17 protein-coding genes and 2 pseudogenes are annotated in these 10,293 nt (G+C 47.5%); 7 read left to right on the top strand and 12 right to left on the bottom strand.

The window, feature by feature from the left end; all coding sequences use genetic code 11:
- Positions 1-79: 79 nt before the first annotated feature.
- Complete coding sequence (locus tag JQ822_RS24455) at positions 80-268, bottom strand: hypothetical protein (RefSeq protein WP_016152723.1); 189 nt, start codon at positions 266-268, stop codon at positions 80-82.
- A 505-nt stretch (positions 269-773) separates the two neighbouring features.
- Between JQ822_RS24455 and JQ822_RS24460 the strand changes: the two genes are divergently transcribed.
- Entirely contained in the window at positions 774-941 is a 168-nt protein-coding gene (locus JQ822_RS24460; RefSeq protein ID WP_212728237.1) for a YnfU family zinc-binding protein, read from the top strand.
- 405 nt (positions 942-1,346) lie between these two features.
- On the opposite strand, the gene cspE is transcribed toward JQ822_RS24460, so the two are convergent.
- A complete protein-coding gene (gene cspE / locus JQ822_RS20505) occupies positions 1,347-1,562 on the bottom strand; it encodes a transcription antiterminator/RNA stability regulator CspE (RefSeq protein WP_048216579.1) in 216 nt (71 codons plus the stop codon).
- Between the two features lie 298 nt (positions 1,563-1,860).
- Between cspE and cspF the strand changes: the two genes are divergently transcribed.
- Both cspF and JQ822_RS24700 read left to right on the top strand, forming a co-directional pair.
- Positions 1,861-2,073, top strand: a complete 213-nt coding sequence (gene cspF / locus JQ822_RS20510) for a cold shock-like protein CspF (RefSeq protein WP_075261945.1) — start codon at positions 1,861-1,863, stop codon at positions 2,071-2,073.
- 63 nt (positions 2,074-2,136) lie between these two features.
- On the top strand, positions 2,137-2,226 hold the full coding sequence (locus JQ822_RS24700) for a hypothetical protein (RefSeq protein ID WP_423753153.1): 90 nt from the start codon (positions 2,137-2,139) through the stop codon (positions 2,224-2,226).
- A 247-nt stretch (positions 2,227-2,473) separates the two neighbouring features.
- Here the strand turns inward: JQ822_RS24700 and JQ822_RS20515 are convergent, their stop codons facing one another.
- From JQ822_RS20515 to JQ822_RS20560, 10 genes are all read right to left on the bottom strand, one after another.
- Positions 2,474-2,890, bottom strand: coding sequence for an antiterminator Q family protein (locus JQ822_RS20515; protein WP_213134998.1), 417 nt, complete (start codon positions 2,888-2,890; stop codon positions 2,474-2,476).
- A 13-nt stretch (positions 2,891-2,903) separates the two neighbouring features.
- The gene (locus tag JQ822_RS20520) at positions 2,904-3,893 is read right to left on the bottom strand and encodes a DUF968 domain-containing protein (RefSeq protein ID WP_213134999.1); all 990 of its coding nucleotides are present in this window, start codon (positions 3,891-3,893) and stop codon (positions 2,904-2,906) included.
- Between the two features lie 7 nt (positions 3,894-3,900).
- Positions 3,901-4,698, bottom strand: coding sequence for a KilA-N domain-containing protein (locus tag JQ822_RS20525; RefSeq protein ID WP_213135000.1), 798 nt, complete (start codon positions 4,696-4,698; stop codon positions 3,901-3,903).
- 19 nt (positions 4,699-4,717) lie between these two features.
- Positions 4,718-5,107, bottom strand: a complete 390-nt coding sequence (locus JQ822_RS20530; RefSeq protein WP_137348192.1) for a RusA family crossover junction endodeoxyribonuclease — start codon at positions 5,105-5,107, stop codon at positions 4,718-4,720.
- Positions 5,104-5,424 carry a LexA family protein gene (locus tag JQ822_RS20535; RefSeq protein WP_213135001.1) on the bottom strand — a complete coding sequence of 107 codons (321 nt, stop codon included), beginning with the start codon at positions 5,422-5,424 and terminating at the stop codon, positions 5,104-5,106. The genes JQ822_RS20530 and JQ822_RS20535 overlap by 4 nt, the downstream gene beginning before the upstream one ends.
- On the bottom strand, positions 5,417-5,902 hold the full coding sequence (locus JQ822_RS20540; protein WP_244849039.1) for a PerC family transcriptional regulator: 486 nt from the start codon (positions 5,900-5,902) through the stop codon (positions 5,417-5,419). The genes JQ822_RS20535 and JQ822_RS20540 overlap by 8 nt, the downstream gene beginning before the upstream one ends.
- A 2-nt stretch (positions 5,903-5,904) precedes the next feature.
- Complete coding sequence (locus tag JQ822_RS20545; protein ID WP_213135002.1) at positions 5,905-6,966, bottom strand: primosomal protein I; 1,062 nt, start codon at positions 6,964-6,966, stop codon at positions 5,905-5,907.
- The gene (locus JQ822_RS20550) at positions 6,941-7,135 is read right to left on the bottom strand and encodes a DUF4222 domain-containing protein (protein WP_213135003.1); all 195 of its coding nucleotides are present in this window, start codon (positions 7,133-7,135) and stop codon (positions 6,941-6,943) included. Before JQ822_RS20550 ends, JQ822_RS20545 begins: the two co-directional genes overlap by 26 nt.
- A gap of 163 nt (positions 7,136-7,298) precedes the next feature.
- The gene (ymfL, locus tag JQ822_RS20555; protein WP_213135004.1) at positions 7,299-7,850 is read right to left on the bottom strand and encodes a protein YmfL; all 552 of its coding nucleotides are present in this window, start codon (positions 7,848-7,850) and stop codon (positions 7,299-7,301) included.
- Complete coding sequence (locus tag JQ822_RS20560; protein WP_181638117.1) at positions 7,843-8,103, bottom strand: helix-turn-helix transcriptional regulator; 261 nt, start codon at positions 8,101-8,103, stop codon at positions 7,843-7,845. Before JQ822_RS20560 ends, ymfL begins: the two co-directional genes overlap by 8 nt.
- Positions 8,104-8,200: 97 nt before the next feature.
- Here JQ822_RS20560 and JQ822_RS20565 point away from each other — a divergent pair, with 97 nt between their 5' ends.
- From JQ822_RS20565 to JQ822_RS20580, 4 genes and pseudogenes are all read left to right on the top strand, one after another.
- Positions 8,201-8,893, top strand: a complete 693-nt coding sequence (locus JQ822_RS20565; protein ID WP_213135005.1) for an XRE family transcriptional regulator — start codon at positions 8,201-8,203, stop codon at positions 8,891-8,893.
- 511 nt (positions 8,894-9,404) lie between these two features.
- A pseudogene (locus JQ822_RS20570) lies at positions 9,405-9,590 on the top strand (hypothetical protein); the annotation flags it as partial.
- A 30-nt stretch (positions 9,591-9,620) separates the two neighbouring features.
- Positions 9,621-9,866 (top strand): excisionase, encoded by a 246-nt coding sequence (locus tag JQ822_RS20575; RefSeq protein WP_185655105.1) that lies wholly within the window; start codon positions 9,621-9,623, stop codon positions 9,864-9,866.
- Positions 9,847-10,209, top strand: a pseudogene (locus tag JQ822_RS20580) (phage integrase Arm DNA-binding domain-containing protein); the annotation flags it as partial. The gene JQ822_RS20575 and the pseudogene JQ822_RS20580, both read left to right, overlap by 20 nt.
- Between the last annotated feature and the right edge of the window lie 84 nt (positions 10,210-10,293).

Below are 10,293 nucleotides of genomic sequence, written 5' to 3' on the forward strand. Positions count from 1 at the left end.
AAAGCACGTAGTGGATGATTCCCGTGAGCCTGAAATAAAAAAGGCCGCCATATGGCAGCCTCAAAATGAATAAGGTTGTTTACATTGGTGGAGTAAGAGGACCTTCGAGAACCTCAGCCTCACCGTTATGGCAAATGTCATCGCCTCTGGTCAGATGCCAGACGCCTGTGATCGTTTTCCCCGTTTCAAGGTCATCTACAGTGTCATTCGTGTAATACGCTACCTGTACAACACCTACATGCTGAATCCAGTAATACCCTTCCTTCATACAAACCTCCACAAGGCTAAACCGATAGTATAAATCGAAGCAAAAAAAACTGCGGTGCAAGAAGCCACAACTCAAACCCCACTGCATATGATGCTCATTCTGGTCATAGCCTCATCTCCGATAGTTCGGATGGCGATGTGTGTAACTGAAAGGGAGCAGGCATCCGGGCTCTTTTGGAAAAAATAAGCTTGGAGTTGAATCCCGGTGCCTGAAATAAGAAACCCGCTCGAGTAATCGGGTCAGAAAAAGTCTTTTATGCTAGTAAAATCATGGCATGTTGTCTGAGTCCTCAGCGCACAGATCATCACAATCCAGGCGCATTGCAACATCCTCCCAGACGCTATTACCTACACTTAGAGAGGCTCTTCACAAACATGCCCAAAGGGCGATTTTACGGGTACAATCTCAATCCAATAACTGATATCTGTATCAATCAAACAATAAATTAAAGATATTTTCGACAAATTAGTGTAATGTGAACGTTCATTAACTCAGGAAAAAGCCTATGTCAGAACGTAAAGACTCTAAATCACGCCGTAATTATCTTGTCAAATGCGCCTGCCCGAACTGCACCCAACATTCTGAACACAGTTTTTCGAGAGTACAAAAAGGTGCTCTTTTAATCTGCCCTCATTGTAATAAAGTATTCCAGACAACCCTCAACGCTGCATAATAAAATTTAACGTTTCTATCCCGCACATAATAGCCACAACTATTATGTGAGATTATCTTGTTAAAGATAATAAAAAACCCGCTGAATGCGGGTTTAATGTTTTCATATTTAATTAATTTCAATTGTGACTTTTCGGAACAGTCGCTCCCTTACGCACGTTTTGTAAGGCCAGCCGCCAGCTTCTGCTGGTTCGACTATATCGAGCAGCAAGTTGCACGTCACAACAACGGTCAGCATACTTTCTCCTTCAGGAGATATGATGAAATATGCTCACCGTTATCATGAAATGCCGGGTCAGTAAGAATTTGATTCAACTGACCCAACAATACATCCATTATTTCTGTCAATATGACTACTCAGGCATTAGCCTTCTTCGTTATCGCATAGAGACAAATTTTTGGATTTTTACTCTGTGGTAACTACGTTAGCAGCAACCGGACCTTTAGCACCATTCTCAATAGAGAATGTTACTTTTTGTCCTTCAAACAGGGTGCGATAATTATCACTCTGGATAGCAGAGAAATGGACAAACACATCTTTGCTGCCATCAACAGGAGAAATAAATCCGAAACCCTTATCAGCATTAAACCATTTTACTAAACCAGTCATCTTGTTAGACATATTTTTATTCCTTAATTTGAGCCTTTCGGCATAGATGGTTTTATTACAGAAACTACTTCGTGCTTAGTGGAGAGACTCAAAGAAGGGATAAATATATAATACCTGAAATGAGAACTGCTTTAATAAACTACCTTGTATACGTCTGTTCTTCAAACCGACGCAATCATTAACGCATGGGCATACATATTAATCAATGTTTATTTTAGCCGTCCAGGTCCCCTTACAGCCAGGAAGTATTTCTGGCGTTATTTTTAAGCACGTGTATAGTGCACCGTGTTTTCACCATTAAGGAATTTGTTTGTCCCGTAAAATGACAGGAATTGTCAAAACCTTTGACTGCAAAAGCGGTAAAGGTCTTATCACCCCCTCCGATGGCCGCATAGACGTACAGCTTCACATTTCAGCACTAAGCCTCCGCGATTCAGAAGCACTCATTCCCGGATTACGCGTTGAGTTTTGTCGAATAAATGGCCTTCGTGGTCCTTCGGCAGCGAACGTTTATCTCTCATGACTTGAAATGTCGCCTTTACTTTTGGTAATCATAAGACAGAGCTTCAGAACAAGGAGAGTTTACATGAATCAGACTGTCTATCTCAGCGACTGGCTGACTGGTCTTAAGAGCTTATGCAGTACTATAGCAATGACCATACTGCTATTTATTTAGCCTAAAGATCATCGCGTACTGAGGCCCCTATCTGATAACAGGGGCAAAATATAAAAGACTCAACGCATTGCTTTTGCATCCAGAATGTTGATATGAACGCTTATCCTGAATGCCATAATCAGGCATGACGTTCCGCCATCCCCGCCATACATCAGCGCGACCTTTGCCAACATCTCACATTCGCTAGTAAGCAATTGTTTTCAATGAGTAAGAACAGCTGCATAACAACTACTCTTAACACCTTACATCAAAAAATGCGGACCGCACTAGTGCTTTTTTTATGGTTTTCTACACAAACAATCGGATCCATCTCCAGCCGGAGATCCAGCATAGACAAACACCCCTCGACGAATCCTTCTGCTAATTGCATTTCTATCCGGATCTGTTTTTCACACTTCTTATGTCGCTTCGCCATACCCCTCTTGGACACTCTGAGAACGTAATGTGCCACTAACAGTTCATAATCGTAATGACTCCTCTTACGAAGCCTGGCTAGGCAACTTTCAATAATCAGTCCATCATCATCACAACATTGAGGGCGAGCTTTGCTTGTATAAGGCAATAGACCTTTAAAGCCAGCTGCAATTGAGGAGTAGTCAATGCGATTTGAATCACTCGCAGCCCAGGCTCCCCATAAATCTAAAACCTTCTGTATATCACGCATTATTCTTCCCCACTTACGCCAGCACGCCAATTGCCAGCGCACGATCGATAAAACGAAATATCAGCTCCAGTTGGGAGCCATACTTCTCTTCAAACACCACGGTATCCGCATGTAGCTCGTCGTGATGCTTTCTGCACAAAGGCAACACAAAGAGATCATGCGCTTTTGTTCCCATACCTCCCTGACCGTGGCCTATCAGGTGGTGAGGATCATCTGCGGGTTTTCCACAACATGCACACGGCTGCGTCTTAACCCAACGAGTGTATTTCTCATTAACCCAACGGTGACGTTTTGGACGTAACATGAATGATTCAGGCGACTCCGGATCAACTTTTAATGCCAGTACCCTGCTGGCTTTATCCTGGATAATGTTGGTGGCCGGAACTGATGGCACTATGTCGCTTTCACGGGTGACCGACTGAATCACCGGTGTTGGCATTCTCAGCGCCTTACGGGCAGCGCTTTCTGGCAAAACATCAGTCAGGTCATTACGAACCAGCCACCAACACAGCTCTGGAAACGTAACGGCATGGTGGTCATCAAAACCAAGATCCTGGCGCACAACGGACAGCACCCAACGAGCGCAATTATCCGAAGCGATTGCCGCCAGCCTTTCCGTGTACTGCTCGCGTAAAAGGTTGTCACAATGCCAGCACAGGCGGATTGCACCAGGCACATGTCGCATCGTTGTCATATGCTCACTGTGCCAGTCAGAGTATTGCCACTGGCATGCCTTTTCTCGAAGTAGCCAGCTCTCAAAACTTTCCATACCACCAGCACGACGAATTACCGACTCATTACGGAAAACATCGCCAACTACAGGATCATCCACTAACGGTTGCGATACCGCAGGAACGGCACCGCTGGCAAAGGATGAATAGCGTTCCGGCTCAGGCTCAAGCAGGACACGCCCCTGCATAAACAAGGGCATCAGTTTTGAACCCGGCCTGAATAATACGATCCCCATTCGAGGGGCAATTTCAGGGGTCAGTAACGCTCTCACAATCACCTCAATGAACGGTATCGATTAGCTTCAGCAGCTCAGGGAATCTGGATTCGAAGAAATGCGGCTGCGTCTCGCGCGGGTTTACCGGACTGGTGATGTTCTTGCCGAACATGCAGCCCTTCGCCGTCAGTGACCAGAATTTTTTAATACCGTTGATTCCTGTGCGGCTGTCACGCTCACGGTGTTCAACGATCCCCAGCTTCGCCAACTGGTGATATGCCTGATTAGCTGTCATTCGGATGCCATACTGTTTCAGCAATGCACTCAAAGATAAGGTTGGACGGCTGGAGCCATCCAGCGCGCCTGTTGGGGCATCAATAGCGTACTGAGGCGCCAGGTTCGGCAAGCCAACTGCTTCCTGGAGTTTCTGACACGCCCCCAACACCGAAGAGTTGGACAGGTTTAATTCTTTGCGCATGAATCCCAGCAGAATTACTCCCGCCTGCATCTTATCGGCAGCCATACCCGATAATTTGTCTGGTGTGCGGGTTACCTGGTCAAATGTACGGATAACTTTCAAATGGAAAGACGGACTGATCCACATTGCATAAGCAAAAACCAATTCACGGGAAACATAAGTCCCCTGTCCAAAACCACCACGGATAGTTTCCACACAACCGATGCTCATATCTGAGCAACGGTCAATTTCCATACAAAGCTCTCGGGTGGAATCCATCCGCAGGAAGTTGGACGGTTTATGGCGTTCTTCACCACCAGCAGCCCGATGTAAATCATTCAGGCAATAGCGCCCATGAACATCGCGGCGAACTTCAATACCATCAATGACCATCAAATGATTCATGCTTCGTTTCTCCTCTTACTCAGGCGGCTGCACCCGCCTTTATTTCGTACTTGTTGATGGTGATCTCAACTTTCCCCTTCGGGATAACCGGCCCCCACTCCACCAGCATCCTTTTCACCTGGCTGTCGTCTTCCCACACGCCCGCATGGGTCAATGCGTCAAACAGCGCCTTGTTATAGTTGTCCAAATCACGGATCCGGTTGTCCGGAGGAAACAATACGATCTCTACTGATGCTGGCACCGCCGTTGGTTTCGGCAGTCGTCGTAGCTGTTCAATGATTGCTGCACACACCTCGCTCTGAAATCTACGCCCCGCCGCACTGATCAGGCTTTTCCCTGCAAACGGCCCTTTATTGGGATGCCGCCAGTAAGTGTTCACGCTGGGAGGAAATGGCAGGATTAGTTTCACACCCGTATCCCCCGTTCACGCAGATAGAAAATCGCCCGTAATCTTGCATTCTCTTCACCAGCAAGCAGCGCCTGGAGTAACTCAACTGCCTCACTGTCCGTGCTGGCTGCATTAATTCTGATGCCCCGCGCTATTCCCCGGTTAATAGTGATAACCCCCTTTCTCTCCAGCGCACGAAGATGCCCCGTAATCGTGTTTACTGAACGGCAGCCCAACGTGGTTGCAAGTTCCTGGTTGGTCGGTGGAAAACCATACTGCTTTTGCCAGGAAATCAGCATGTCCAACACTTCCTGCTGACGATCGGTTAACTTAGTCATTCGGCCCCACGTAATTACCCGCTAAAAACCACCCTTCCTCAGTCATATGCACCTTTTTGCTACGGCGAAGGCAACGGGCACGGCATCGTAGAAACTCTTCTCTTTCAGAACAGACCCAGCTTTCCCGAAAGGCTTCCAGCCAGATCGTTGCAGCGCGTTGGTACAGGCCTTTGCTTTCTAGCGATTGGGCCTTGCGTACCAGTTCCCGCACCACTTTCGGCTCTCCTGAACCAACGTATCCAGGCTGTGTCACGGCTGATTCAGCTAATGCGAGGAAAGCGGATAAATCATCGTGAGAGCCAAAGTGTCTGTAGACCATACCGCTTCGATGAAATGCAACACGCCCATGTTGACGTAACTTACCTGTAGTGCTGATTACCGCCATTCGCGGATAGCTGGCAAAAACCTCTGCAATTGCGCCGGAAGTTACCCCCGGATTTTTTGTAATGAATTCCTGAATTTCCCGAAGAAGACTCATCCTCACCCCCTGAACCCTGCCGGGACTTGGCTGTAATCCACGCTGTCATAGTTGGCTTTGAAAAACGGATCTTCGCGGTGTTCGCTGCGCGCAACGTTGGCTGGCGACAGACGCAGGGATAACTCGTCCCATTTTTCCCGCAGCTTAGACGGGCTGAGAACGTTCCGGCACCAGAACGGGTCGCGGCTGACCCTGCTGTACATCTCGCAGATTTGTTTGTGAGTACGCCCGTCCTGAACGCACATCAGGCGGATTTCGTTTGCCCAGGCTGTCCAGTTTGGTTCTTTCGGACGAACCAATTCGCCGTCACTCTCGGCGGCCTGTTCGTACAGGGCGATGATTTTTTTCCAGAGCCACTGCGCACAGGTCAAATCAGCCTGCGTTCCCCACTGGCGCTTTTTGGGGCTGAACACAACGGCATCCGGATGGCGAGTTAAAAAATCCTGTTCGGCCTTCAGCGGGTCCGGTTGCGAAGCGTCCGGACGAGAAGAGGTTTTACTCTCCTGTGTAATCTCTTGAGTATTCTCTGTGTAATCTCCTGTATGAAAGTTCGTGGGATCACCGCAGACTTGTTCGGTGGATTGCCCCACTCTTGTTTGCGGTGGTTCCGCATTCTTGTTTGCGGCATCACCGCAATCTGGTTTGCGGGACTGCACTAATCCAGATTGCGGCGTTTCCACATTCTGGAGGTTCCGCATTCTGGTTTTACCCCGGCATGCTTTCTCCCCAGTTCTCACTGTCTCCAGTAGCAAAGCTTCAAGCCGTTTTGTGTTAATGCGGTAATGCATGGTAGCGGGTACGCCCCGACGCTCTTCTTCAAGAACACCGAGCGCAACCAGACGTTTACGCGCAGTCTCCTGCTCATCACGTGTCAATGCAGTTTCGTTAGCAATGTCCGCCTGGGTTTTATACATCCAGCCGCCGTCCATACGGTTATGCCAGTAGACAAGCTGAGAAAGAAATACTGCTGCCACAGGCCCTGACTTCACCTTTCCTGCTTTCAATTTGGCAAACGAAGGGTTGTACGCTATTGGGCGATCAAGTAACTGAATCAATGTGTTCATGCTCGTACTCTATTTCTCTGAACTTACGCTGAAACTGTTCGAGTGGACTAAAGCACTCATGCTCGTAACCTTCGCGGAGATAGATGCCCCTTCGTGTTTCTGGCTCCCAACGGATAACCCTGACTGGGACGCCGTAGTTATCTTTGAACCATCGGTTAAGTTCTCGCATATGCGTTTCGCCCTCCGCTGGAACACACCCACAATTGCGATGGCTCTACTGTGGTTACAGGGAATCCACCGACCTGATACCATGCGTTCATACCGAAACATGATGTAACCCGGTACAGGGAATGCACGTAGTTGCGGTATGCGGTTACTTACCGTTAAACTGTTCACGCGTTAGTTTCTCCACAGTTACGACACGCCACGTCGCCCAGAGCTGCACACTCGTGGGCGTCATTACTTTCAGGGGTACAAAAAATCTTGTAGACCAGCGTGGCGTGTTCCTGCAGCTTCGTAATAGCCCGGAAAAGCTCATCGTTGATGGCTATCCGTTCATGAAGTTCCACCACCCCATCTTCGATTGCTAAACGTATTTGCTTTGAGTAGCTTCCAACCTGCTCGATGGCTTCCAGCAGACGCTGGTTGATATCAGCGTTCTCCACTTCCTCAACTTCCGGAAGTGATACAAAGACACCATTCGCAGATTGCGCTACAGCATCAGCAATATGGTGAGTACCACCAGCACGTTGTAAAACCATTGCCCAACCAAGTGGGAAGATCTGATCGCCATCTGCGCGGAGGCGATTAAAGAGCGCGTTCTCTGTTACATCCAGCCAGTCAGCAGCTTCTGCATATCCCCCTGGCAGCGCCGCGATAGTTTTCCTGACAGCCTTCACATACCACTCAGGCTGTTTTTCTACTTTCCAGTGATGTTTACCCACGGCTCACCTCCTGTTCTTGTGGTTTCAGCTCACTCTGGTTTTGGCTAGATTGAAAACGAGCTGGGTAGAGAATCTGCATTTCGCTAATTTCCCCCTTAAAAAAATTGGCGAGACGTTCCGCGAGATCGATAGATGGGACCTGCTCCAGTCTCTCAATGCGGCTTAACGTCGCCTGATTGACATGAACACACTCAGCTACATGCTGTAATGTAAAACCATGCGCCTTACGCACATTTCGTAATGGTGATTGCATACACCCTCCAATTGTTGCGCCATTCGCATGTTATTTTACGCAAGTAAATTGCGCAAGTTGATTTGCTTAACTCGCAATAAAGAAATGTAATAAACGCATGAGCATAGGAAACCGAGTTAGACAACTTCGCCAAGCGAAGAACATGAAAATTGCCGACCTAGCTGAAGCCATTGGTGTGGATTCGGCAAATATCTCACGCCTTGAAACAGGTAAGCAGAAGCAATTTACCGAGCAAGCCCTGGGCAATATAGCCAAGAGCTTAGATGTTGAAATTGCTGATCTCTTTACCTCTGAGCTCAAAAATAATACTGTATGTAAAAACAGTGTTAGTGAGGGTAATGAGCAGGTGAAGGATGTATTCCGTATTGAATTGCTGGATGTCAGTGCCAGTGCGGGAAATGGCCTTATCCAAGGTGGTGATGTCATTGATGTGATTCATGCTATCGAATACAGAACTGATAATGCTTTATCGATGTTTGGCGGCCGGCCTGCCAATCACATTAAAGTCATCAACGTTCGTGGGGACAGTATGTGTCCAACCATTGAGCCTGGAGATTTGATCTTCGTTGATGTCAGCATCAATCAGTTCGATGGTGATGGTATCTATGTCTTTGGTTTTGACGACAAAATATACGTTAAACGACTGCAAATGATCCCAGACAAACTGTTGGTAATTTCTGATAACCAGATTTATCGTGAATGGGGAATCACCAGCGAAAATGAACACCGATTCATGGTCTTTGGAAAGGTCTTAATCAGTCAGTCGCAAACCCTAAAGCGACACAATTAAGCCAGCATACTCTTCATCAGCCACCAATAGGTGGCTTTTTTTTACTCTGTAAATTGCATATCTCGCAATATTCGCACTTGCATATTACGCAATTTCATATTATCTTTCCCCACAGACAAACGAACAGGCGAAACGCCAAAGAAACTTTGGTTGTAACACGGCGTATGGCACATGCGTCGTTAGCGGTCTGGCAACGTTAAAGGGGCAAACCTCCCCTATCTCGGCGAACAAGTCAGGTAGCCGGAATGTGCAAGCCAATGAGGGTACGTATAGGGCGCCTAACCAGCGTGGCGATTCGGTTTGACGCCTGGGAAGAGACCAGGATGCAACGATGAGAGCATTTATGGCTCCGCAACAAATGTGGTGCCTTAACTGGCTAAGTGCTCTCAGCGTTGTGGTAATCCGCGAAATGGCGCGGCGGTAAGTATGGCCGGGTTACGCTTTCCCGAGTTGAGGACACCGGATTGTCAGGTTGACCATACGCCTGAGTGGCAATCCCGCCACAACTCCCATTGCTTTGGCGGTACCAGTTTTTTCCTTAGTCCTTTCTGGTACCGCCCTTTTTACAAAACAGAGAAAAGTATCCCCGGATGACGGGGTCATAACCCGATCCATCCTGATAGTTGTGGCCACTGATGCTCTTCTCTGTTTTGTGGAGAAACTAACCGACCTTGCAGGGTCGATATGCAGAGACTGAACAGTTAGTGAAGTAACAAGGTGATCGCATATGCTTCAAATGTTAACTCTTGAAGAATGGGCCTCTGAAAAATACAGAAGTAATCCTCCAAGTGTGTCCACATTGCGTCGTTATGCTAAGCAGAATTTATTTTGCCCACCGGCCATGAAACAAGGTCGGTTATGGCGAGTGCGTGAGGATGCCGAGTTAGTTGGAGAGCTGGTAACGCCAGTAATTAAGAAAAATGACTCATTAATTTTGCAACGGATTTTGAGTGATGGCAGCCAGACCGCGTAAAAATAATGTTTCGGTCCCTAACTTATATCCACTTTATAGTCGGAAGGTAAATAAAGTCTATTGGCGGTATAAGCATCCAATAACAGGGAAATTCCATGCTTTGGGAACAAACGAAGCTGAAGCTATCGCTATTGCCACTGAAGCCAATACGCGCCTGGCTGAACAAAGAACCCGGCAGATTCTGGCCATCAGTGACAGGATCGCAACCAGCAAAGGAAAAGCGATCACAACGTCAACCTGGTTAGATCGCTATCAAGCGATCCAGGATGACAGGCTCAAAAGTGGTGATATAAGACTCAATACCTATAAGCAAAAAGCCAAACCAGTATCCTTGCTCAGGGAACTGTAAATAGACCCGTTTTAGTTCCAGGCATTTTTTGAGATCCCGGCCAAATGATTGTGTTGCCGATATTCCTCCGGCGTCATA

The organism is Citrobacter sp. FP75, assembly GCF_018342065.1.
Lineage (GTDB): Bacteria > Pseudomonadota > Gammaproteobacteria > Enterobacterales > Enterobacteriaceae > Citrobacter.

Bases quoted from the DNA above. Each gene is read 5' to 3' on its own strand.
- JQ822_RS24455 (WP_016152723.1), bottom strand. From the start codon at position 268: ATGAAGGAAGGGTATTACTGGATTCAGCATGTAGGTGTTGTACAGGTA.
- JQ822_RS24460 (WP_212728237.1), top strand. From the start codon at position 774: ATGTCAGAACGTAAAGACTCTAAATCACGCCGTAATTATCTTGTCAAA.
- cspE (WP_048216579.1), bottom strand. From the start codon at position 1,562: ATGTCTAACAAGATGACTGGTTTAGTAAAATGGTTTAATGCTGATAAG.
- JQ822_RS24700 (WP_423753153.1), top strand. From the start codon at position 2,137: ATGAATCAGACTGTCTATCTCAGCGACTGGCTGACTGGTCTTAAGAGC.
- JQ822_RS20515 (WP_213134998.1), bottom strand. From the start codon at position 2,890: ATGCGTGATATACAGAAGGTTTTAGATTTATGGGGAGCCTGGGCTGCG.
- JQ822_RS20525 (WP_213135000.1), bottom strand. From the start codon at position 4,698: ATGAATCATTTGATGGTCATTGATGGTATTGAAGTTCGCCGCGATGTT.
- JQ822_RS20535 (WP_213135001.1), bottom strand. From the start codon at position 5,424: ATGACTAAGTTAACCGATCGTCAGCAGGAAGTGTTGGACATGCTGATT.
- JQ822_RS20540 (WP_244849039.1), bottom strand. From the start codon at position 5,902: ATGAGTCTTCTTCGGGAAATTCAGGAATTCATTACAAAAAATCCGGGG.
- JQ822_RS20545 (WP_213135002.1), bottom strand. From the start codon at position 6,966: ATGAACACATTGATTCAGTTACTTGATCGCCCAATAGCGTACAACCCT.
- JQ822_RS20550 (WP_213135003.1), bottom strand. From the start codon at position 7,135: ATGCGAGAACTTAACCGATGGTTCAAAGATAACTACGGCGTCCCAGTC.
- JQ822_RS20560 (WP_181638117.1), bottom strand. From the start codon at position 8,103: ATGCAATCACCATTACGAAATGTGCGTAAGGCGCATGGTTTTACATTA.
- JQ822_RS20565 (WP_213135005.1), top strand. From the start codon at position 8,201: ATGAGCATAGGAAACCGAGTTAGACAACTTCGCCAAGCGAAGAACATG.
- JQ822_RS20575 (WP_185655105.1), top strand. From the start codon at position 9,621: ATGCTTCAAATGTTAACTCTTGAAGAATGGGCCTCTGAAAAATACAGA.